Origin of the sequence: Marinimicrobium alkaliphilum, assembly GCF_003259155.1 — a bacterium.
GTDB classification, from domain to species: domain Bacteria; phylum Pseudomonadota; class Gammaproteobacteria; order Pseudomonadales; family Cellvibrionaceae; genus Marinimicrobium_A; species Marinimicrobium_A alkaliphilum.
In genome coordinates this window covers 405,872-429,339 of the sequence record NZ_QGMQ01000004.1, presented here as the reverse complement: position 1 = coordinate 429,339, position 23,468 = coordinate 405,872, and the positions used below count along the sequence as shown (strand labels likewise).

Here is a 23,468-nt window from a genome sequence, read left to right as displayed (position 1 = left end):
TTGTTTGGTGGAGCCAAGCGGGATCGAACCGCTGACCTCAACACTGCCAGTGTTGCGCTCTCCCAGCTGAGCTATGGCCCCATGTCTTTGCTTCTCTGCAGAAGCGGGGCGCATTTTATCAATTCCCCCGGGGCTGTCAAGCAAACAGGCTGATTTAATAGGAAAAAGTGCTCTGCCGGGTGATTTCTTGCCCAGCTTGGTCGCTCGGTGTGCAAGTGATGCCCCAAACCGGGGCGGTTTTAGTCGGTTTTTTGATCTGTATCGATATTCCTCGGTGCGTGTTTCGGTAACCTTGTTGTCACAAACTGGCGCACAAGGGGCGGGCAAGGCCCCTTGCTGGCGCATGCGGCCGTGCAAGCGGTTACCTCGCTGGTGTTGGTTTTCAGTTCTAATACCTTGTTTTTAAAAGATTTTATAAGGGTTTTCAGAAGCTGGCACAGGCTTTGCTCACGCCCTGTTGCACGCCTAACCGGACACTCATCACGGAGATGAACACCATGAATAAACTCATGCCCCTAATTCCGCTCGCGGCTGCCTCAATCCTGTGCACGACGACCGCCCAAGCGGACACCACCCTGGTTCAGGCTCTGGGCGAAGGCACCACCGGGCTCAATTTTCGTCTGCGCTACGAGGACGTCAGCTGGGATGGGCTCGAGGACGCCAGTGCATTGACCCTGCGCACCCGGTTGACCTACAGCTCGGGGGACTTTCAGGGCTGGGGATTGGCGCTTGAGTTTGACGATGTGCGCGAACTGGATAGCGTTGACTACCGCACGGCGGGGAATGACCCCATGAATAGCGGCGCGGTCATTATCGCTGACCCGGAGGGTACCGAAGTCAATCAGGCCTTTATTCGCTACCAATGGGGCGATACCCAAGCGCGCCTGGGTCGCCAGCGTATCCTGCTGGACAACCAGCGTTTTGTCGGCGGTGTTGGTTGGCGTCAGAACGAACAGACTTACGATGCCTTTTCGATCACGGACAAGAGCGTGCAGGACACCACTATCTTTTACGCCTACCTGGATAACGTCAATCGCATCTTTGGTGAATTGAACCCCATTGGTGATCATCGCCACGACAGTCACTTGCTCAACGTGAAATACGATGGCCTGTCGTTTGGTGCGCTTACCGGTTATGCGTATCTGCTGGACAATGAAAGTGCACCGGGGCTCTCCAGCGACACGCTGGGCGTGCGTTGGCAGGGTGTGATCAATCCGCAGTTGAGCTACACCCTGGAGTACGCCACCCAAAGCGATGCCGGCGACAACCCGATGAGCTATTCAGCGGATTATCTGTTGGCGGAAGGCGCGGTAAAGCTCGGACAGTTTACCGTCAAGCTGGGGTACGAGCTGCTTGGCTCGGATGGTGGCGCAGCCGCTTTCGCGACCCCGCTGGCGACGGCGCACGCCTTTCAGGGGTGGACGGATCGTTTTCTGGAGACTCCGGCGGCAGGGATCGAGAACATATACTTCACGGCCGGCACGGCTATCGCCGGCGTGAATGTGATGGTGATGGTTCACGATTTCTCGTCTGATGAAGGCAGTGTGAGTTATGGGCAAGAGTTTGCCTTTAGCGCGGCGAAGCGGGTAGGGCCGGTGGGGCTGTTACTCAAATATGCCGATTATCAGGCCGACGATTTTGGCTCCGACACCCGGAAGTTGTGGTTGCAGGCCGAAGCGAGTTTTTAGTTGTAGACAATTGGGGATGTGCCTCGGTCCGGATTGGGTGCGGCTCTGTCGGATTACGCCCTGCGGGCTAATCCGACCTACTCGGGCGATGGTGCGTTGGTCCGGGTTGGGTGCGGCTCTGTCGGATTACGCCCTGCGGGCTAATCCGACCTACTCATGCGATGGCACGCTGCTTCCAGTAGGTCGGATTAGGCGGAGCCGTAATCCGACACCTGAGGCACCAAACCTTCAAAACATATCTCCCAATAAAAAAGGGCTGCAAATGCAGCCCTTTTTTATGTCCAGCCGATCAATCACTTCTGCGGATAATCCCGCTGGGTGTAGCCGGTGTACAGTTGGCGCGGACGACCAATTTTGTAGGGCGCACTCACCATTTCGTTCCAGTGTGAATACCAGCCAACAGCGCGGCCGAGGGTAAACATCACAGTAAACATTTCGGTGGGAATCTCCATTGCTTTCATGATAATGCCGGAGTAGAAGTCCACGTTAGGATAGAGTTTTTTCTGGATAAAGTAATCGTCTTCCAGTGCGATTTTTTCCAGGCGTTTGGCAATATCCAGCAGCGGCTCGTCTTCTTTGCCCAGCTCAACCAGTACTTCGTCACAGGCGACTTTCATCACCTTTGCGCGCGGGTCAAAGTTTTTGTAAACACGGTGACCGAAGCCCATCAGGCGGAAGGGGTCAGCCTTGTCTTTGGCTTTGGCGACATACTTATCGATGTTCTCAACGCTGCCGACTTCGTCGAGCATGTTCAGTACCGCTTCGTTGGCACCGCCGTGGGCAGGGCCCCAGAGGGTGGCTACGCCGGCCGCAATAGCCGCAAACGGGTTGGTGCCCGAAGAACCGGACAGACGCACGGTCGAGGTGGATGCGTTCTGTTCGTGATCGGCGTGCAGAATAAACAGGCGATCAACGGCTTTGGCCAGCACCGGTTTGACGTTGGGTTTCTCGCCCGCCTTGCCAAACGTCATATGCAGGAAGTTCTCGGCATAGCTCAGGCTGGCGTCGGGCTCAATAAATGCTTCGCCTTTGCTGTGCTTGTAGGCCATCGCGGCCAGTGTCGGCACCTGGCCAATCAGACGGTAGGCGGTCTGCAGCCGGTCTTCTTCTTTGCTGATATCAATATCGTTGTTGTAGACCGCTGCCAGGGCATTGATCGCACTGCCCATGATGGCCATCGGGTGAGCATCGCGGGCAAAGCTTTTGATCAGGTTGGCGACGCTCGGGTCGACTTTGGCGTTTGCCATGACGGCATCGCTGAAAGCCTTCTTCTGCGCGTCGGTCGGCAGCTCGCCGTTTAACAGCAGATAACACACTTCCATATAGTCCGAGTGTTCGGCGAGTTGGTCGATGGGGTAGCCGCGATGCAGCAGAACGCCCTTGCCGCCGTCGATGTAAGTGATTTTGGACTCGCAGGGGGCGGTTGACATGAAACCGGGATCGTAAGTGAAGTAGCCTTTCTTGGTCAGGCCGGAGACGTCAATCACGTCGGGGCCGACAGAGCTGGAATGAATTGCCAAATCAATAGGTGCTTCCAGCCCGTCGACCGTTAAACGTGCTCTTTTGTCAGTCATTACGGACTCCTGTAGTTGCTGTGGGATCTTGCGTGCGGGTATGGCAGCGGGGCCAGACCGGGTATACACGATGTGCGTGTCAAATGAGGGTCACTATAGGGCCCCTCAGGCAGTTGTCAAACCGCCGGGATGGTACCGTTGGGAGGCGGCATTATAGAGGAGATACGAACGCTCGGGTAGCTCTGGGTGTGAATTTCATCACCTTTATTTGTATGACTTATAGCGGTTTTTGGGGGTAGATCTCAAATGGTATGCTAAACGTATATCATCATGCCCTCATTTGGTGCCCAAAAATGCCGCTGAAGCGCTATTTTCGGCCCTTTTGCATTTGTGTTTCATACCCTGAGTCCTTATAATACGGCGCGACTTTGCAGGGAGTGGTGCACTGGCTGAAAGAGGTGTATCGCGCGCTGGAAACCGACGCGTTGAACGCGCATTCCGTCAACCTGCCCACATCGGGCCAAAAGGTGATTAACGACCGTGAAAAGCAATCGACCTGTTAACCTCGATATCTCCACCATCAAGCTTCCCATTACCGCTATCGTTTCTATTCTCCATCGTCTCTCTGGCGTATTTTTGTTTGCCGGCACTGCTGTTTTGCTGTGGTTGCTCGCGGCGAGCCTGCGCAGTGAGGAGAGTTTTATTGCTCTGCAAGAGTCACTCAGTGCCCCGTTGATCAAGTTTGTGGTCTGGGCCGTGCTCGCTACCCTGGCGTATCACGCTGTTATGGGGGTGCGCCATCTGCTGATGGATTGTGGCTTAGGCGAGTCCCTTAAAGGTGGTCGCATCGGTGCCTGGGTGGCATTGGCCGTGGCTGTAGTACTGATTATTCTGGCAGGAGTCTGGGTATGGTAACGGCAGTAACCAGTTTTGGCCGTAGTGGCCTTTACGATTGGCTGGTCCAGCGTGTGAGCGCGGTCGCCATGGCAGCATACACTTTGTTTATCGTTTTTTATCTGTTGTTGAACCCCGGGATGGAATACGCCCAGTGGCAGACACTGTTCAGTCAGCTGTGGGTGCGCATCTTCACCCTGATTACGCTCGTATCAGTGATTGCACACGCCTGGATCGGACTCTGGGCCGTACTGACCGACTACCTCACGGAGCGCATGATGGGCAGCAAAGCCGTCGTATTGCGCCTGATCGCCCAGGTTATCCTGGCCGTAGTCGCGGTGACTTACGCCGTGTGGGGCATTGAAATCATCTGGGGAATCTAATCTGATGGCAAATATTCGCACTATTTCGTTTGACGGTATTGTAATTGGCGGCGGCGGCGCGGGCATGCGTGCCGCTCTGCAGCTGTCCCAGTCCGGCTACAAAACAGCGGTAATCACCAAGGTTTTTCCGACCCGCTCGCATACGGTCTCCGCGCAAGGCGGCATTACCTGCGCCATTGCCAGTTCAGATCCGAATGACGATTGGCGCTGGCACATGTACGACACCGTCAAAGGTTCGGACTATATCGGTGATCAGGAAGCCATCGAGTATATGTGCTCCGTGGGCCCGGAAGCGGTGTTTGAGCTTGAGCACATGGGCTTGCCGTTCTCGCGCACCGAAAACGGCCGTATTTACCAGCGTCCGTTCGGTGGGCAGTCCAAAGATTTCGGTAAGGGTGGCCAGGCGGCGCGCACCTGTGCGGCAGCTGACCGTACCGGGCACGCGCTCCTGCATACCTTGTACCAGAACAACATCAAGAACAACACCGTGTTCCTGAACGAGTGGTTCGCGGTCGATCTGGTGAAGAACCAGGACGGCGCCGTGGTCGGCGTGGTCGCAATCAATATTGAAGACGGTGAAGTGGTCTATGTGAAGTCCAAGGCCACCGTATTCGCAACCGGCGGCGCGGGGCGTATCTATGCCTCTACCACCAACGCCCACATCAATACCGGCGATGGCATTGGTATGGCGCTGCGCGCAGGCTTCCCCATGCAGGATATGGAAATGTGGCAGTTCCATCCCACCGGCATTTACGGTGCGGGGACCTTGGTGACCGAGGGTTGCCGCGGCGAGGGCGGTTACCTGATTAACGCCGAAGGCGAGCGCTTTATGGAGCGTTACGCACCCAACGCCAAAGACCTGGCTGGCCGTGACGTCGTGGCCCGCTCAATGGTGCTGGAGATCCTGGAAGGCCGCGGTTGTGGCCCGAACAAGGATCACGTACTGCTGAAGCTCGATCATCTGGGTGAGGAAGTGCTGGAAAGCCGCCTGCCCGGTATCTGTGAGCTGTCGCGCACCTTTGCCCACGTGGACCCGGTCAAAGAGCCGATCCCGGTGGTGCCCACCTGCCATTACATGATGGGTGGTATCCCGACCAATGTCAGCGGTCAGGCCCTGACTCTGGATGAGAGTGGCAACGACAAGGTCATCGAAGGTTTTTATGCCTGCGGTGAGGCCGCGTGCGTATCGGTCCACGGCGCCAACCGTCTGGGCGGTAACTCGTTGCTGGATCTGGTGGTGTTTGGTCGCTCTGCCGGCCAGTTCATCGAAAAAGCGCTGCGTGAAGGCGTAGAGCACCGTGAAGCCACCGACGCTGATATTGAGGCGGCCATGGCGCGTCTGAACAAGATCAACGCCTCTGAAGGCGGTGAAGGCCCTGCGGAGCTGCGTGCCGAGTTGCAAACCATCATGCAGAACTACTTCGGCGTATTCCGCAAGGGTGAGTTCATGCAGGAAGGCATCAAAAAGCTGGCTGCGCTGCGCGAGCGTATCGAAAACGTCAGCATCACCGACAAGAGCAACGCCTTCAATACCACGCGTATCGAAGCGCTGGAGTTGCAGAATCTGCTGGAAGTGGCCGAGGCCACAGCGGTTGCGGCTGAGGAGCGTAAGGAATCTCGCGGTGCTCACGCGCGCGACGATTTCCAGGAGCGCGACGACGAGAATTGGTTGTGCCATTCCATGTACTTCCCGGACGGTAAGCGTGTGGGCAAGCGCGAGGTGAACTTCAAGCCCCGCACCATGGAGACCTTTAAACCGCAAATCCGCACCTATTAATGCAGGGGAGTTGATCAAAGATGTTGAAGGTAGAAATCTATCGTTACAACCCCGAGACGGACAAAGCGCCGTCCATGCAGTCCTATGAGCTGGATACCCAGGGCAAGGACCTGATGGTGCTGGATGTGCTGGAGAAGCTTAAGGCGCAAGACCAGACATTGTCCTATCGCCGCTCCTGTCGCGAGGGCGTGTGTGGCTCCGATGGCATGAATATCAACGGTAAGAACGGCCTGGCCTGTATCACCCCCTTGTCAGAGGCGGTGAAGAACAACAAGCTGGTGGTTCGCCCGCTGACCGGCCTGCCGGTGATCCGGGACCTGGTGGTCGACATGACCCAGTTCTACGATCAGTACAAGAAAATTGAGCCCTTTCTGCAAAACGATACGCCGGCGCCGGCCATTGAGCGCTTGCAGTCGCCGGAAGAGCGGGCCAAACTGGACGGACTGTACGAGTGCATTCTGTGCGCTTGCTGCTCCAGCAGCTGTCCGTCTTTCTGGTGGAATCCGGACAAGTTCATCGGTCCGGCGGGACTGCTGCAGGCTTATCGCTTCCTGGCTGACAGCCGCGATACCGCCACTGAGCAGCGCCTGAGCAGCCTGGATGACCCGTTCAGCGTGTTCCGCTGCCACGGTATCCAAAACTGTGTCTCTGTTTGTCCCAAGGGGCTTAACCCCACGCGGGCCATCGGACACATTCGCAACATGTTACTGCGCAGCGGGACTTGATCCGCGGCGACATGAGCGAAACCTGAGTAACAGTGCGCCACACCCCCGCCGGCCGAGCCCGCCGGTGCTGTGGCGCATTTGTGTATCCGCTGCCGGAGCGGCGGTCACACCAGAACAAAAGCGGCACGCCTGCCACAAGCAGAGCGTGTTTTAGTAGCTAAAATAGGAGGAGTGGCGGGACATCCCCGGCGGGCCTCAATGACAAGGTGGGTGTAATGCAAGACAGCATCATGGAGCAATACTGGCGCACGTCGCACATCTCCGGCGGCAACGCGGCCTACGTCGAAGAGCTCTACGACACATATCTTCACGATCCGAATGCCGTGCCCGAGCAATGGCGTAACTATTTTGAGCAGTTGCCCCGGGTCGATGGCGTCGTGACTCAGGATACCCCTCACTCGGTCGTCCGCTCACACTTTGAGCAACTCGGCAAGCGCCGGCCGCGAGCCGTGGTGGATGGCGCCTCGGCTGGCAGCGTTGAGCATGAGCGTAAGCAAGTCAAGGTTGTACAGCTGATCAGCTCTTACCGTTTTCGAGGCCACCAAAAAGCCAAGCTTGATCCGCTGGGTATCATGGAACGTTCCCAGGTGCCGGATCTGGAGCTGGGCTTCCACGGCCTGACCAGTGCTGACCTGGACACGGTATTCCAGACCGGTCCGCTCTTTATTGGCAAGGACGAAGCCAAGCTCAGCGAAATCATCGATGCCCTGGAGCAGACCTATTGTGGCCATATCGGCCCCGAGATCATGCACATCACCAACCTGTCCGAGAAGCAGTGGCTTCAACAGCGTCTGGAAAGCGTGCGTTCCGCCCCGGATCACAGCCCGGAGCAACGCTTCGCTGTACTCGAGCGTCTGACGGCGGCTGAAGGTCTGGAAAAGCACCTCGACAGCAAATACCCCGGTACCAAGCGCTTCGGTCTGGAAGGCGGTGAGAGCTTTATCCCGCTGGTGGACGCGCTGGTCAATCGTGCGGGCAGTAAAGGTGCCAAGGAGATCGTTCTAGGGATGGCCCACCGCGGCCGCCTCAACACCCTCGTCAATGTGTTTGGTAAGCGCCCGTCGGACCTGTTTGAAGAGTTTGAGGGCAAGCGCCTGGTTGACACCTCCGGGGACGTAAAATACCACCAGGGTTTTTCATCCAATGTCATGACCCCGGGCGGCGAGCTGCATATGGCCATGGCTTTTAACCCGTCGCACCTGGAGATCGTTTCTCCGGTGGTCGAGGGGTCCGTGCGTGCACGCCAGGACCGCCGTGACGACAAGAAAGGCGATAAGGTTGTGCCCATCGTGGTTCACGGCGATGCCGCCTTCGCGGGTCAGGGCGTGGTTATGGAAACCTTTCAGATGTCTCAGACCCGGGCCTACGGCACCGGCGGTACGCTGCATCTGGTGATCAACAACCAGGTGGGTTTTACCACCAGCCGCCGCGATGATGCGCGCTCCACCGAATATTGTACCGATGTCGCCAAGATGATCGAGTGCCCGATTTTTCACGTCAACGGTGATGACCCGGACGCAGTACTGTTTGTGGCGCAGCTGGCGACCGATTATCGCTATGAATTTGGGAAGGACGTGGTTATTGATTTGGTGTGCTATCGCCGCCGCGGCCACAATGAGACGGATGAGCCGTCTGCGACTCAGCCATTGATGTATAAGGTCATCCGCAAGCAAAAGACGACCCGGACACTTTACGCCGATAGACTGATTGCCGAAGGTGTGGTCGACAAGGACAAGGTTGACGAGATGGCCAGAGAATATCGGGCGACGCTGGATCGCGGGGAGCACGTGGCCAAAGGCCTCGTCAGTGAGCCGGACAGCAGCCTGTTTGTGGATTGGTCACCTTACCTGGGTCATGATTGGACTGCTGAAGGCAATACCGGCTTTCCGCTCAAGCGCCTGCAAGAGCTGGCCAACAAAATGTGCGACATCCCCGATGGCGTTCAGGTGCAGAAGCAGGTTGGCAAGATCTACGAAGATCGCAAAAAAATGGCGGCCGGTTCCCTGCCCATCAATTGGGGCATGGCGGAAACGCTTGCCTACGCCACCTTGCTCGATCAGGGCTACGGCGTGCGCATGACTGGCCAAGATATCGGGCGAGGCACTTTCTCCCACCGCCACGCGGTCTTGCACAACCAGAAAGACGGCACCAGCTATACGCCGCTGCAGCATCTGAGCGACGACCAGCCCGTTTTTGATCTCTATGACTCGTATTTGTCGGAAGAGGCCGTGCTGGCCTTTGAGTACGGTTATTCGACGACTACGCCCGATGCGCTGATTGTCTGGGAAGCGCAGTTCGGGGATTTCGCCAATGGTGCACAGGTGGTTATCGACCAGTTCATCACCAGTGGTGAGCACAAGTGGGGGCGGTTGTGCAGTCTGACCATGTTGCTGCCCCACGGCTATGAAGGGCAGGGGCCTGAGCATTCTTCGGCGCGCCTTGAGCGTTTCATGCAGTTGTGTGCCGAGCACAATATTCAGGTGTGTATCCCGACCACGCCCGGGCAGGTATTCCATATGCTGCGCCGCCAGGCCATTCGTCCGATGCGTCGCCCACTGGTTGTCATGAGTCCCAAGTGGATTCTGCGTCACAAGTTGGCGACCTCAAGTCTGGAAGATCTGGCCAATGGCCACTTCCACAATGTTCTGGGCGATGACAACATCGACCCTGCCAAGGCCAAGCGTGTCGTTTTGTGCAGTGGCAAGGTTTATTATCATTTGCTGGAGGAGCGGATGGAGCGCGGTCAGGACGATGTCGCACTGGTACGCCTGGAGCAGTTATACCCCTTCCCGGAGGCGGAGCTCAAGACCGTGCTTCAGCCCTTTAAGAAACTTAAGGATATTGTCTGGTGCCAGGAAGAGCCGCAGAACCAGGGCGCCTGGTATAGCAGTCAGCACCATATGCGTCGGGTCATCGGTGAAACCCATCCCAAGATCAACTTGGAGTATGTGGGCCGGGCACCGTCCGCCGCACCCGCGTCAGGCTATATGTCTGTCCACCTTGAAGAACAGAAGCGTTTCATCGACGAGGCACTGAGCGTTTAACGCTCAGTGTAAGAATTCGACACCGATAGCGAGAGCCAAGGAACCGTAATGAGCATAGATATCAAAGCCCCACAATTTCCCGAGTCAGTCCAGGACGGCACTATCGCCACCTGGCACAAAAAGCCTGGCGAGGCCGTGAGCCGTGACGAGCTGATTGTCGACATTGAAACTGACAAGGTGGTGCTCGAAGTTGTTGCCCCCGCCGACGGCAGCATCGAAAAAATCATGAAAGATGAAGGCGATACTGTTGAGAGCAATGAAGTGATTGCCATATTTGTTGAAGGCGCTGCGGGCGGCGACAGCAAGGGTGATGATAAAGAGGCTCCCAAAGAAGAGAAGAGCGAAGGCAAGGCGCAAGCCAAAGAGAAAGAAGATGTCACCGACGATGGCGATAAAATTCTGAGCCCGGCGGCACGCAAAATGGCTGACGAGAACGATCTGGATCCCAATAAGATTCCGGGTACCGGCAAAGATGGCCGCGTGACCAAGGAGGATGTTGCCAGCTTCCTTAAAGATGCGCCCAAGGGTGGTACTGCAGCACCGGTCGCGGCAGTTGAACCGCCACCGGAAGCCGAAGGCGAGCGTCACGAAAAACGTGTGCCGATGACCCGCCTGCGCAAACGTATTGCTGAGCGCCTGCTTGAGGCGAGCAGCAGCACCGCCATGCTGACAACGTTTAACGAAGTCAACATGAAGCCGATCATGGACTTGCGCGCCAAGTACAAGGACCAGTTTGAGAAAACACACAACGGTACCCGTCTGGGCTTTATGGGCTTCTTTGTGAAAGCGGCGGTTGAAGCGTTGCGTCGTTTCCCTGCGGTGAATGCCTCCATTGATGGCAATGATGTCGTGTATCACGGCTTCCAAGATGTGGGTGTTGCGGTATCCACCGAAAAAGGTCTGGTCGTACCGGTGCTGCGCAATGCCGAGAATATGGGTATTGCCAACATTGAAAGCACCATTCGCGATTTCGGATTGCGCGCTCGTGACGGCAAGTTGAGCATTGAAGAGATGACCGGCGGCACCTTTACGATCACCAACGGTGGTGTGTTTGGTTCGTTGTTGTCTACACCGATTTTGAACCTGCCCCAATCAGCCATTCTGGGTATGCACAAAATCCAGGAGCGCCCGATGGCGGTCAACGGCAAGGTTGAGATTCTGCCGATGATGTATCTGGCGCTGTCCTACGATCACCGGTTGCTCGACGGGAAAGAAGCCGTGCAGTTCCTGGTAACGATCAAAGATCTGCTTGAAGACCCGGCACGCTTGCTGCTGGAAATATAACAGCGGCTCGTCAAGCCGTGTGCGGATGAGGGCGCGAGTCGCCCTCAATGTTTAATGCGCCGTTGCATTTGCAGGGGTGCAAAGAGTCCAAATTTAGGAACAAGGTTATGTCTGACAAGTACGATGTGATTGTAATTGGTGCTGGCCCCGCTGGCTACGTGGCCGCTATCCGCGCTGCGCAGCTGGGTCTGAAAACGGTTTGTATTGAGAAGTGGCGCAATGAAGAAGGCAAAGGTGTCAATGGTGGCACTTGTCTGAACGTGGGTTGTATCCCGTCCAAGGCGCTGCTCGACAGCTCCTATAAATACCACGAAGCCAAAGAAGAACTGAAAGTTCACGGTATCACCACCAAGGATGTAGGTATTGACGTGCCCTCGATGATCGAGCGCAAAGCCAATATCGTCAAACAGTTGACCGGTGGTATCGGCGCGTTGTTTAAAGCCAATGGTGTTACCAGCCTGTTCGGTACTGGCAAGCTGCTGTCCGGTAAAAAAGTCGAGTACACTGATCACGATGGCAAAACCCAAACCCTGGAAGCCGACAACGTGATTCTGGCGTCTGGCTCCAGCCCGATCGATATTCCGGTTGCCCCGGTTGACGAAAAGGTCATCGTCAACTCCACAGGCGCGCTGGAATTTACCGAGGTGCCCAAGCGTCTGGGTGTTATCGGCGCCGGTGTTATTGGCCTGGAGCTCGGCTCTGTCTGGTCTCGTTTGGGTTCAGATGTGGTTGTGCTCGAAGCGATGGATGACTTTCTGGCAGTCATGGATCAGCAGATTGCGAAAGAATCTTTCAAGATTTTGAGCAAGCAAGGCCTGGATATTCGCATGAGCTGTCGCGTGACAGGCTCAGAAGTGAAAGGCAAGAAAGTGACCGTGACCTACACGGACAAAGACGGCAAGGATCAGAAAGAAACCTTCGACAAGCTGATTGTCTGTGTGGGGCGTCGCCCCTATACCGAAGGCCTGCTCTCTGGTGACAGTGGCGTCAACCTGGATGAGCGTGGCTTTATCCACGTCAATGAAGTCTGTGCCACGGACGCGCCGGGCGTTTGGGCTGTCGGTGACGTCGTGCGCGGCCCGATGCTGGCCCACAAAGGGTCTGAAGAAGGCGTGATGGTCGCCGAGCGTATCGCCGGTCAGAAGACCCAGATGAATTATGATGTGGTGCCGAACGTGATTTACACGCACCCGGAAATCGCGTCTGTCGGTCGTACTGAAGAGCAGGTCAAGAAGGACGGTGAACCGTACAATATCGGCACCTTCCCGTTTGCTGCCAGTGGTCGTGCGATGGCCGCTAACGAAACCGCCGGCCTGGTCAAGATCATTGCCCACGCCGATACCGATCGCATCTTGGGCTGCCACATTGTGGGCCCGAGCGCGGCCGACCTGGTACAGCAGGTCGCCATTGCCATGGAGTTTGGCTCCAGTGCTGAGGATCTGGGTATGATGGTGTTTGGTCACCCGACTCTGTCCGAAGCGGTTCATGAAGCTGCGTTGGCGGTGCATGGTCATGCCATCCACGTTGCCAACAAGAAGAAGCGCAAATAATAATGAAACGCGAACGGCCCGGCGAGTGCCGGGCTATTCATTGGGGGCAGGGCGCTTCGGCGACCTGCCATCGCTAACTCACTGTTAATGAGTTTGAGAGAGAAGAACTCCGTTAACACCCGTTAAATGGAACACAGTCATGAATTTGCATGAATATCAGGGCAAACAGCTCTTCGCCCAATATGGTCTGCCGGTTTCTCAGGGCGTAGCCGCCGAAACCGTTGCCGAGGCCGTTGCGGCTGCCGACACAATCGGTGGTGATGCGTATGTGGTCAAAGCCCAGGTGCACGCGGGCGGTCGCGGTAAGGCCGGCGGTGTAAAGCTGGTCAAAACCAAGTCTGAAATCGAAGAATTTGCGCGCAAGTGGTTGGGCAACAATCTGGTGACCTACCAGACAGACGAAAAGGGTCAGCCGGTCAGCCGTATTCTGGTCGAGCCCTGCACCGATATCGACCAGGAGTTGTACTTGGGCGCTGTCGTTGATCGTGCCACTCGCCGCATCGTTTTCATGGCTTCCACCGAGGGTGGCGTTGAGATCGAGAAAGTTGCTGAAGAGACTCCCGAGAAAATCATCAAGGCCATCATTGATCCGTTGGTGGGTGCTCAGCCCTACCAAGGTCGCGAGCTGGCGTTCAAACTGGGTCTGGAAGGTAAGCAGGTCAAGCAGTTCGTACAGATCTTCCTGGGCCTGGCCAAGCTGTTCAAGGACAAGGACATTGCACTGATCGAGATTAACCCGCTGGTAATCACCCCGGCTGGCGATCTGCACTGCCTGGATGCCAAGGTGGCGGTCGACGGCAACGCGCTTTTCCGTCACCCCGACCTGAAAGAAATGCACGACGCCACGCAAGAAGATGCCCGCGAAGCACGTGCGGCCAAGTGGGAGCTCAACTACGTAGCCCTCGACGGCAACATCGGTTGCATGGTGAACGGCGCCGGCCTGGCCATGGGCACCATGGATATTGTGAAGCTGCACGGTGGTGAGCCGGCCAACTTCCTCGACGTAGGCGGTGGCGCGACCAAGGAGCGTGTGGTTGAAGCGTTTAAAATCATTCTCTCTGACGACAACGTCAAGGCGGTACTGATCAATATCTTCGGCGGTATTGTACGCTGTGACCTGATCGCCGAAGGTGTGATCGGTGCGGTTGAAGAGGTCGGCGTAAAAGTGCCGGTGGTCGTGCGCCTGGAAGGCAACAACGCCGAGCTGGGTGCCAAAGTTCTGGCGGACAGTGGTCTGAACATCATTGCCGCCACCAGCTTGACTGACGCTGCTCAGCAAGTGGTTAAAGCAGCGGAGGGCAAATAAATGAGCGTATTGATTAACAAAGACACTAAAGTGATCTGCCAGGGTTTTACTGGCGCACAGGGTACATTTCACTCTGAGCAAGCGATTGCTTACGGTACTAAAATGGTCGGTGGCGTTACCCCGGGTAAAGGCGGTCAAACGCATTTGGGTCTGCCGGTGTTCAATACGGTAGCCGAAGCTGTTGAAGCTACCGGTGCAGAGGCGTCGGTGATTTACGTGCCGGCTCCTTTCTGTAAGGATTCTATCCTGGAAGCGGCTAACGGTGGCATCAAACTGATCGTTTGTATCACTGAAGGTATTCCCACCCTCGATATGCTCGACGCCAAAGTGAAATGCGACGAGCTGGGCGTGCGTCTGATCGGCCCGAACTGCCCGGGTGTGATCACACCGGGTGAGTGCAAAATCGGCATTATGCCGGGCCACATCCACAAGCCGGGCAAAGTGGGTATCGTTTCCCGCTCGGGCACTCTGACTTATGAAGCGGTCAAGCAAACCACCGACTTCGGTTACGGCCAGTCTACTTGTGTCGGTATCGGCGGCGACCCGATTCCGGGTTCGAGCTTTATCGATATCCTGGCGCTGTTCGAGAAAGATCCCGCTACCGAAGCTATCGTCATGATCGGTGAGATTGGCGGTACGGCCGAAGAAGAGGCGGCGGCCTACATCAAGGCAAACGTCACCAAGCCGGTTGTCTCCTACATTGCTGGCGTGACTGCACCTGCTGGCAAGCGTATGGGGCACGCAGGCGCAATCATCTCCGGCGGTAAAGGTACGGCTGATGATAAGTTTGCGGCGCTGCAAGACGCCGGTGTAAAAACCGTCCGCAGCTTGGCCGAGATCGGTAACGCTCTGCAAGAAGCTACCGGTTGGTAAGTTGAACGGTTAGTACCGTTGGGAATAAAAGGGGGAAGCCAAAGGCTTCCCCCTTTTTTGTGCCCGCAGCTTAAGACTTCTTAACCGTCACTTTGGCCCAGGTGAAATGCAGGTCGATTTCCTCGTCCTGTTGGGTAGACGTGATCATGGTTTGGCCTTGGGCGTTGGTGCTGCCATCCGGTACCTGCAGTTTATCTGTATCGCCGGCAGGAACTGCTTTGTAGTTGACTCCTTTTATCGGTTGTCCGAATTTGTCCACGAGCTTGAAGCGCAGGGTGTAGATGTCCTCCACCTCATCGGTGCTCAGGTCACTCATCACCGGCGGCGTCATTGTGCCCAGATTCATGCCCACCGTGTTGCGGTTATTCATGCTGGTGAGGTCCATATGCCGCGCAATCCCTTCCCCCTCTGCTTTGACGTCAAAGGAGTAGCTCATAAAGGCGGTTTTGTCACCGGTGGTGCTTGAGATCAAGCCTTTTGCGGTGCCCGCCTGATCGCCCATGCATTGACTGTGCTCGGAGCTGGCGATGGCCACCGGGTTGCCGTCGACTTTCACGCTTCCGGCAGTTTTTCCGAGGTTGCTGGCATGGCTGGAGACAAAGTAGGGGATGGGCGGCGTGCCGGTGCCGATAGGGGTCTTACACACATCCGGGGCGGTGCAAAGGGATTTGTCACCACTGCCTTTGTGGCTGCAATTGCGGTTGTTGGCAAAAACGCTGCTGGACATAGTCTCTCCTTGAGGTGTTATGACCGGTTGATGGCACTGAGGGTGAGCGCACCCCGGGGGCCGCCGTCCGATGAGGCGCCGATGAGGACGTGCTGACTTTCCTGGGACTGCAAGCGTTGGTTGGCGAGTGCAATCGCCACGACACCGTAGGCAGCGCCGGTATCGCCGAGATGTTCGGCCGGGCGGTGAAGGCTGGCATTGGATGCGAGCCGGTTCTGTAAACGAATCCACGCCACGCTTAGCTCCCGGTGGTAGTGAAGCTCGCCGTTTTCCGGGCTGTACACGGTGTCGACAAGCTCACCGAGCGCTGAGGCACTTTGGCGGCAGACATCGGCCAAGACTTCGGCCGTGTAGGGTTGCTCGCTGCCCACATGTCCGCTTTCAAAGGCCAGGCTGGGTGTGCCCAATTCAGCGAGCATTGCACCGCCCTGGGCATGAGGGGCATCGGCGCTGCAGAGCAAAAGAAAGCCAGCCGCCTCGCCGGGTACAAAGCCATCAAAGCTGCCTTCACCGGCTAGCCGGAAGTCGCGTTGCAGAAGGCCCAGGGTGCGGGGGTCATAAAAGGTGTCGATACCGCCTAAAAGGATATAGGGCGAACCGCTGGCTTCCAGGGCTCGTCCGGCCGCTTGAATAGCTTCAATCGCTGCGCAGCGGCCACTGCCGAAGTAACGACTGTGACGTTGGTCAATATTGAGCCCCGTGGTCTCGGTGAGGTGGTCGATAAACTGTCGGGTGATCAATGGCGGTTGGTAGTAGGGTTCTGGCCCCGCAAGGTATAGCGGCAGGGGTTGTTCTGGGAGCTCGGCAGCCCACCCGCCCAGGGTGCTCGCGGCAATGGTCAGCAGGCGTTTCTGGGGAGGGCTCAGTCCAGGCAGTGTCGGTGGCAGAGTGGCATCCAGGGCATCGTCGGGAATTGGCGCGAACGGTATCTCGGGTTCATCTCGACCCAGTAGGGGGCATCGTTGATAGGCGCTCAGGCCGGCATCCATGGCAGCCTGTACCATCGCGGGGTCGGCCCCCAAAGGGGTCAGTATGCGGTTGGCACAAAGGTACAATCTGCTCATAACGCTACCGCCTGACGTGCCTTGGCATTTACAAGCAGGGGTGTTGCACCTATGAGAGCAAGGTCTAAAGCAGCCCCAAGCCGTTGTTTCTGATGGCCGTGATTCAGCAGGTGATCAAGTCGTGTCGGTTCGCGCGGCTGGCCCAGAATATGGCGCTGACCTGCGACCAGAGCAGGGCGTTCGCTGTGCCACAGGGCTGCCAGGCGCTCGCCATCTGCGGGCGGGAGCTCGTCGTATCCTTCAATCGGCGCGAGGTCGGTATCCTTATCGTCATCTTGGGCGGGAGAGGTTTCGGTATTGGCGCGCAAGCCGGTAATCAAGGTAAAACTTTCACCCGCAATGGCATTGAGCTGGGGCTCGTCCATACGCGTGAGCAACCAGCCCGCCGCGCGTGGATCCCCCAATGCGCCGAGGGCAATAATAGCTTGCTGATCCTGATGGCTATTGATCAACTCATTGATCAAGGCCCACGCGCGATCAATGGGCAGTGCACGGAAGGCCAGCGCAATTGCGCGCTCCTGAAATGGTCCAGGCTCTGTGACAAAGCGGGAAAACCCCTCCCAGTGATGCGCTTCCCCCAGAAGAGCCGCTGACCAGTGCGCCCAAAAGGCCACTGTCTGATCATCGTGATCAAAACAATGTGCCAGTAGCGCTCGTACATCGCATCGACCGAGCTCGCCGGCCAAGCGCAGCGCGCGGGCCAGCAACGTGAGGTCTGCACTGTCTTGCAGTGCCTGGTTGAGATAGGTTTTGGGATCCAGGCGTCGGATACTGCTGGTCGACAGCGCCAAATAACGGAGATAGGGATCGGTGCTGGTGACCCACGCCCTCAGGTGGGGGTAAACCCGGGCGCTGTCTTGCCAGCCGAGGGCGGAGACAGCGGCTTTTCGGCCTTCATCACTTTCGGCACTCATGGCCAATGCGAGAGCGATTTTCTGGGGGCAGTCCGCGTGCAGCGCCAGCGAGGTCAGGACAAACAACTCGCCGGGCTCTTGAAAGTCGCGGGCGGCTTCCAGTGTGCACTCCCAGGCAATGGCGGGTGCCAGATAGAGACCTTTTAGGTGTTTGTCGATGCGGCTTTCAAGGCGCGCCAGAGTATCCGGTGTGTGGTGGCTCTGATTGACCGCCTGGGCTCGCAGTAACCACAGAAACGCCGCGCTTTCGAGGTGCTGCTCTATTACATGGCTGAACTGCCGGGCTTTGAGGGCAAGGGTCATGGCGTCACCGGCGCAGTGTTACGGTCAGATTACGCAGACGCGAGAAAGCATTGCTGCAGGGGGTACTGGCTTTCCAGCACAGGTGAAGCGTCAGGTCATCGGTATCGATGACTGCCGTTTCGAGATTGAACGCCAGTTCTCGCACGACTTCACGCTGAAACTGGGCCCTAGCCGCCAGTTTTACTGTGGGAAGCTCGAAGCGTAACGGGCCTTCGGGGTGAGCATTGATCAGCTCAACAGGCTCACCTCCTTGTAAAAAGCCGTCGTAGATCCAATCCGGGTGCGCTGCATTGAGAAAGCGCCGATTGAAATCCAGGGGGACGTAAGGGGCACGGGTTTCTTGCCACTGTTGATCGTAGGTGCCGGCAAAGTCGGCTCGGGGGTACCAGTGGGGCGCGATAAAACCAAAGCCCGCCGGCGCCGGACGGTCTTTGGGGTTCTGAATCAGATCGCGCGCGCACTCAATGGCGGGCAGCGGGCTGCCGTTGACCGCTTCGTCGGTATCGTCGTCAAAATAGCCTGTGCCAACGGGATTGGCGGGGTAGCCGGGGCCACCATAGGCACCTTCATAGCGCAGAGGCTTGGTGGTAAAAGGTTCGGGGGCGCTGATACGCCGGTTGTCCCACACCCGGTCGCCAAAGACGCTAACGGTTTTCTGCCGGTTGCCGACGCGCGCGGACACATCAATCCGGCCTACGGGTTTGGCGCCGGGTGCCCAGGCGTTACCGGCAATGGCAATGTCGGTCGCGAGCTTGCCGGTGTGGGTATCGAGCGGCTGACGCAGACTGGACTGGCCCGGTTCGCCCCAGTAGCAATCTTCAGTCAGCAGTTCGGCTGGTGTTTCACACAGGACCCATTGCGCACCGATGTGGAAGCGGGCCGCAACGTTGACAAAGAGGGTATCTACGCCCCGCGTGTCGGGAAGCAGCAGGTAGTGGGCAGCAAAGGGGGTTTTGTTGGATAGCTCGACCATTGATCCTTTCAACGTTTGTCCGTAAAACTCGTCCATTCAGGGGCTTCCGCACCCCAGCGGTTGTCGCTTGTGCAATTCTGCCGCAACCCGGGCCATGGCTCAAACCTTCGTCGTCTTCAATTGCCAAAAGTATGACGTCAGTCACGCTTTCAGGTCGGAGGCATTTGGTCGATGGCGACCGACACAGATTTGAACGCCGGTGTTTGGCTGCGGGGATCGCGTTCGGTGCCAATGAGGACATTGGCCTCCGGGTAGTAAGCCATCAGACTGCCCTGCGGCAAATCAAAGGGTACGACAGTCAGGTTTTTCATAACGCCGTAAGGGGAGCGCAGTGTCACCGTATCGCCTTTGCGTAGTTTGAGGTGTCGCCGATCTTCAGCACCGATAAAAATGCACCAGCGGTGTTCGGCGCCGCGGTAGCTATCGGCTTCCTCGTAAATAATGGAATTGAACTGGCCTTCGCTGCGAATACTGGCGAGGATAAAAGGGTATGCCGATTCGGCGCGCGCTTTTAACGGGTGGCTGTGAAAGCGTGCTTTGCCGGTGGGGGTATTGAATTGCGGTTCGCGTAGCAGTCGCCCGGTGATGGTGAACTCCTCTTTACTCTGATCGATCTCGCGCAGCTGCGCCATGCCCGGGACTGTAGCGGCAATGGCCTCGCGCACGCGCCTATGCTGTTTGAAGGCGCCAAAGTCCAGTGCAGGTGCGTACCGTTTGAGCAGGCGTGACCCGAAATCTGCGAGAATCCCCACCTCCGAGCGTGCCTGGCGCAGGCGCTGAATGCCGCCGTCGCTCAGGCGCACATAGTTGAACATCGACTCCTGGGTGGTACTTTGTGGCTCTTCATCGCGCGCAGTCACCGGCAATATCAGCGCCTCCGAGTGCTCCATGCCGGTCACATGGCCCCGATTCAGGGTGGTAGTCAAATAGAGCTTGAAGCCAATGCGGTCCAGGGCGCGGCGCGCAAATTCGGCATGCGGAGTGGCGGCGTAGAGGTTGCCGCCCATCATCAGCGCGGCACCTATTTGACCCCCGTCGGCGGCCTCTAGGCAGGCGAGGGTATCCATCCCGACTGCGTGCGGGAGCTCGACGCCCAAATGCGTTTCCAGCGCACTCAGGACATCGTCACTCAACACCGGTTTGACCCCAATGGTGCCGATGCCCTGAACATTGCTGTGGCCACGCAGGGGCAGAAGCCCGGCGGAGGGTTTGCCGAGCATGCCCCGCAACAGCGCCAGATTGGCGATGGCCTCAACATTGTCGACGCCGTGCCGGTGGTGAGTAATGCCCATACCCCACGCAAAAATCGCTTTTTCGGCACGGGCGTAATCGCTGGCCAGCGCTTCGATCTCGGCTTTCTCAAGGCCGGTGAGTTCGGTAATCAGGGGCCAGTCTGTGGTGGCGATACTGGCGCAATAGTCGGCAAAACCGTCGGTGTATTGGTCGATGAATGCCTGGTCGATGGCATTGGCCTCGATAAGTGCCTTGGCAACGCCCTGGAGCAGCGCCAGGTCGCTCCCGATTTTAGGTTGAACATACCTAGACGCGATCCAACTGCCGCCGCTGAGCATGGATTTGGCGCTTTTGGGGACCGAGAAACGCACCAGTCCCGGCTCTTTGGCGGGGTTGACCACCAGTACCTGGCCGCCACGCTCGCGACAGTTTTTGAGTTGATGGACGAAGCGTGGGTGGTTAGACGCCGGGTTGGCGCCAATGACCCAGATCAGATCTGCACCGCCCACATCTTCGAGGCTCACCGTGGCGGTACCGGTTCCCAACGCGTTGCCCAGACCGACGCCGGTGGCTTGGTGGCAGTAGTAGGAGCAGTTGTTGACGTTATTGGTGCCGTACAGTCGAGCGAGCAGTTGAAGTACAAATCCGGCTTCATTAGAAGAACGTCCGGAGGCGTAAAAGAAGCTGCGGTCAGGCGCAGTCTTGACGAAGCGCTCGGCGGCCAGCGCGAGCGCCTCATCCCAGGTGATAGGGCGGTAGTGGTTGGCGTCAGCGGGCTTATACAGTGGGGTATCGAGGCGCCCCAGGTGTTCCAGTTCGTGTGCAGAGAGTGCCCGAAAGTCATCCAGAGTGTGTTCGAACAGCGCCTCGGGGATGGGTGGCTGAATATCTGTGGACTGGGCCTGAATGCTTTTGTTGCACACTGAGGGGAACTCGTCCAGCTCGTTGGTCATTCCGCCCCGCTGGCCGCCCATACCCAGGCCACAGGCCTTACAGGTGTTGTGTGACTTGAGTGCCTTGGTACTGTTTAAAAGTCCGATCCGGGTGAGGGTTTTGAGCGTATACAACACCTTCTTGGGGCCGCCCCCAACGATCTTGACGGTTTCTGTTTCGTTTTCACTATCAGGCGCAGGGGTGGGGCGAGACATTGGGGGGCTCCAGACAACGGTTATCCTCTCAGACTAGGCTCTGACGCTCGGGTGTGCAATACGTGAAATAACGGTCATGGGAGAGTGACAGGCGATGAAAATGCGCAAGCGAGCGGATTTGCCCCAAAAAACCTGCCCGAAGTGCGGTCTGACCTTTGCGTGGCGTAAAAAGTGGCGCCGGGACTGGGCGCGGGTTATTTACTGCTCAGAGCGCTGTCGTCGCGCGCGCTGACCCAGTGGTTCCTTAAAAATCAATAGCTTAGCGGCATGACAGCGTATGGCGAGAAAATTTTGCCGCCATCGGTTACAATTGCCGCCCTTGAGAGAGAAACACCCCAACACACTGACTAAAAAACGGTATGCTATGAAAGAATTGTCTGATATTGGTTTGGTTGGCCTCGCCGTTATGGGCGAAAACCTCATCCTGAATATGGAGAGCAAAGGCTATACGGTCACTGCCTACAACCGCTCTGTCGAAAAAGTGGAAAGCTTTCTCGACGGTCGGGCCAAAGGCAAGAAAATCCGCGGCGCCGCCTCAATTGAAGAGCTGGTGGCTTCCCTGGAGAAGCCCCGCAAAATCAAACTGATGGTAAAAGCCGGTCAAGCGGTCGATGATTTTATTGAACAGCTGATTCCGCATCTGGAGCCGGGCGACATCATTATCGACGGTGGCAATACCCACTACCCGGATACCAATCGGCGTACCGACTACCTGAAAGAAAAGGGCCTGCTGTTTATCGGCACCGGCGTATCCGGTGGTGAAGAAGGTGCTCTGACCGGTCCATCCATTATGCCCGGCGGCGCTCCGGAAGCCTGGCCCCACGTCAAAGACATCCTGCAGGACATCTCCGCCAAAGTGGACGACGGCAGCCCCTGCTGTGACTGGGTAGGCGAGGGCGGCGCAGGCCACTTCGTGAAAATGATCCACAACGGCATCGAATACGGCGACATGCAGTTGATCTGTGAAGCCTATCAGATCATGAAGGATGTGCTCGGCATGAGCGCTGACGAAATGCACGAGGTGTTCGCCGAATGGAATGAGGGCGACCTCGATTCCTACCTGATTGAAATCACCCGCGATATCCTGGCGTACAAAGACGACGACGGTGAGCCGCTGGTCGACAAGATTCTGGACACCGCCGGGCAGAAAGGCACCGGCAAGTGGACCGGTATTGTTGCGCTCGACCTGGGTATTCCCCTGACGCTGATTTCCGAAGCCGTGTTCTCGCGCTGTATTTCTTCGCGCAAAGACGAGCGTGTCAAAGCGTCGCAAGTGGTCAAAGGCCCCGAGACCACCTTTGACGGCGACAAGAAGCAATTGATCAAGGATTTGAAAGACGCACTCTACGCGTCGAAAATCATCTCTTACGCTCAGGGCTACCTGCTGATGCGCGAAGCCGCGAAAGAGTTTGGCTGGCACCTGAACTACGGCGGTATCGCGCTGATGTGGCGCGGTGGTTGTATCATCCGCTCATCCTTCCTGGGGAACATCAAAGACGCTTTTGATAAAAACCCGGAGCTGGAAAACCTGTTGCTGGACGATTACTTCCGCAAAACTGTGGAAGACGCCCAGGCGGGCTGGCGTCGCGTCGCTGCGACCGCGTTGACCCAGGGTATTCCGGCCCCGGCGATCACCTCGGCGCTCAGCTATTTTGACGGCTTCCGCACCGCGCGCTTGCCCGCCAACCTGCTCCAGGCGCAGCGCGATTACTTTGGCGCGCACACCTATGAGCGGATCGACCACGATCGCGGTGAGTTTTTCCACACCAATTGGACCGGTCGCGGCGGGGATACCGCATCGACCACCTACAACGCATAAACCCTCCGCACCAGGTGCGGTGCCTCAACTGTCGGATTAGCGCAGCGTAATCCGACACCGAGGCACCCCCACCCAACCCAACGCACCCCACTTTCCAGTAGGTCGGATTAGCCCAAAGGGCGTAATCCGACACCTGAGGTACCCAACCCAAATCAGCACACCGCCTCCAGCCACCTGATCCTATCGCCATTTACGCTCCTTAACGCTCCCCCCCTCGCAATCCCATAAGCCATAGGCTATGGTTGCCAC

At 57.3% G+C, this 23,468-nt stretch carries 18 protein-coding genes and 1 tRNA gene; 12 read left to right on the top strand and 7 right to left on the bottom strand.

Annotated features, from left to right (window positions below; translation table 11 throughout):
* Positions 1-5 precede the first annotated feature (5 nt).
* Positions 6-81: transfer RNA gene (locus tag DKW72_RS09250), tRNA-Ala, on the bottom strand.
* 416 nt (positions 82-497) lie between these two features.
* On the opposite strand from DKW72_RS09250, the gene DKW72_RS09245 reads away from it, so the two are divergent.
* A complete protein-coding gene (locus DKW72_RS09245) occupies positions 498-1,688 on the top strand; it encodes an alginate export family protein (protein WP_232522363.1) in 1,191 nt (396 codons plus the stop codon).
* A gap of 293 nt (positions 1,689-1,981) precedes the next feature.
* Here DKW72_RS09245 and DKW72_RS09240 read toward each other — a convergent pair whose 3' ends face one another.
* Positions 1,982-3,262: a citrate synthase gene (locus tag DKW72_RS09240; RefSeq protein ID WP_111642057.1), complete on the bottom strand. Its 1,281-nt coding sequence runs from the start codon at positions 3,260-3,262 to the stop codon at positions 1,982-1,984.
* Between the two features lie 480 nt (positions 3,263-3,742).
* On the opposite strand from DKW72_RS09240, the gene sdhC reads away from it, so the two are divergent.
* From sdhC to sucD, 9 genes are all read left to right on the top strand, one after another.
* Positions 3,743-4,117, top strand: a complete 375-nt coding sequence (sdhC, locus tag DKW72_RS09235; protein ID WP_111642056.1) for a succinate dehydrogenase, cytochrome b556 subunit — start codon at positions 3,743-3,745, stop codon at positions 4,115-4,117.
* Positions 4,111-4,479, top strand: a complete 369-nt coding sequence (gene sdhD, locus DKW72_RS09230) for a succinate dehydrogenase, hydrophobic membrane anchor protein (protein WP_111642055.1) — start codon at positions 4,111-4,113, stop codon at positions 4,477-4,479. The genes sdhC and sdhD overlap by 7 nt, the downstream gene beginning before the upstream one ends.
* 4 nt (positions 4,480-4,483) lie before the next feature.
* A complete protein-coding gene (gene sdhA, locus DKW72_RS09225) occupies positions 4,484-6,256 on the top strand; it encodes a succinate dehydrogenase flavoprotein subunit (RefSeq protein WP_111642054.1) in 1,773 nt (590 codons plus the stop codon).
* Positions 6,257-6,276: 20 nt separating this feature from the next.
* Entirely contained in the window at positions 6,277-6,981 is a 705-nt protein-coding gene (locus DKW72_RS09220) for a succinate dehydrogenase iron-sulfur subunit (RefSeq protein ID WP_111642053.1), read from the top strand.
* Positions 6,982-7,196: 215 nt separating this feature from the next.
* Positions 7,197-10,025, top strand: coding sequence for a 2-oxoglutarate dehydrogenase E1 component (locus tag DKW72_RS09215; protein WP_111642052.1), 2,829 nt, complete (start codon positions 7,197-7,199; stop codon positions 10,023-10,025).
* A gap of 48 nt (positions 10,026-10,073) precedes the next feature.
* Positions 10,074-11,309, top strand: a complete 1,236-nt coding sequence (odhB, locus tag DKW72_RS09210; RefSeq protein WP_111642051.1) for a 2-oxoglutarate dehydrogenase complex dihydrolipoyllysine-residue succinyltransferase — start codon at positions 10,074-10,076, stop codon at positions 11,307-11,309.
* Positions 11,310-11,416: 107 nt separating this feature from the next.
* Positions 11,417-12,859, top strand: coding sequence for a dihydrolipoyl dehydrogenase (lpdA, locus tag DKW72_RS09205; RefSeq protein WP_111642050.1), 1,443 nt, complete (start codon positions 11,417-11,419; stop codon positions 12,857-12,859).
* A gap of 139 nt (positions 12,860-12,998) precedes the next feature.
* Complete coding sequence (gene sucC / locus DKW72_RS09200) at positions 12,999-14,165, top strand: ADP-forming succinate--CoA ligase subunit beta (RefSeq protein ID WP_111642049.1); 1,167 nt, start codon at positions 12,999-13,001, stop codon at positions 14,163-14,165.
* Positions 14,166-15,038 carry a succinate--CoA ligase subunit alpha gene (gene sucD, locus DKW72_RS09195; RefSeq protein WP_111642048.1) on the top strand — a complete coding sequence of 291 codons (873 nt, stop codon included), beginning with the start codon at positions 14,166-14,168 and terminating at the stop codon, positions 15,036-15,038.
* A gap of 70 nt (positions 15,039-15,108) precedes the next feature.
* On the opposite strand, the gene DKW72_RS09190 is transcribed toward sucD, so the two are convergent.
* From DKW72_RS09190 to DKW72_RS09170, 5 genes are all read right to left on the bottom strand, one after another.
* Positions 15,109-15,765 carry a DUF4150 domain-containing protein gene (locus tag DKW72_RS09190; protein WP_111642047.1) on the bottom strand — a complete coding sequence of 219 codons (657 nt, stop codon included), beginning with the start codon at positions 15,763-15,765 and terminating at the stop codon, positions 15,109-15,111.
* A gap of 17 nt (positions 15,766-15,782) precedes the next feature.
* Entirely contained in the window at positions 15,783-16,829 is a 1,047-nt protein-coding gene (locus DKW72_RS09185) for a hypothetical protein (RefSeq protein WP_111642046.1), read from the bottom strand.
* Positions 16,826-18,046 carry a TIGR02270 family protein gene (locus DKW72_RS09180; RefSeq protein WP_111642045.1) on the bottom strand — a complete coding sequence of 407 codons (1,221 nt, stop codon included), beginning with the start codon at positions 18,044-18,046 and terminating at the stop codon, positions 16,826-16,828. Before DKW72_RS09180 ends, DKW72_RS09185 begins: the two co-directional genes overlap by 4 nt.
* A 4-nt stretch (positions 18,047-18,050) precedes the next feature.
* A complete protein-coding gene (locus DKW72_RS09175; RefSeq protein ID WP_111642044.1) occupies positions 18,051-19,055 on the bottom strand; it encodes a DUF2169 family type VI secretion system accessory protein in 1,005 nt (334 codons plus the stop codon).
* Positions 19,056-19,168: 113 nt separating this feature from the next.
* Positions 19,169-21,400, bottom strand: coding sequence for an FdhF/YdeP family oxidoreductase (locus tag DKW72_RS09170; protein WP_111642043.1), 2,232 nt, complete (start codon positions 21,398-21,400; stop codon positions 19,169-19,171).
* 94 nt (positions 21,401-21,494) lie between these two features.
* Between DKW72_RS09170 and DKW72_RS09165 the strand changes: the two genes are divergently transcribed.
* Together DKW72_RS09165 and gnd are read left to right on the top strand one after the other, a co-directional pair.
* A complete protein-coding gene (locus DKW72_RS09165) occupies positions 21,495-21,632 on the top strand; it encodes a DUF2256 domain-containing protein (RefSeq protein ID WP_332835788.1) in 138 nt (45 codons plus the stop codon).
* Between the two features lie 132 nt (positions 21,633-21,764).
* Entirely contained in the window at positions 21,765-23,219 is a 1,455-nt protein-coding gene (gene gnd, locus DKW72_RS09160) for a decarboxylating NADP(+)-dependent phosphogluconate dehydrogenase (RefSeq protein ID WP_111642041.1), read from the top strand.
* Positions 23,220-23,468: the final 249 nt, after the last annotated feature.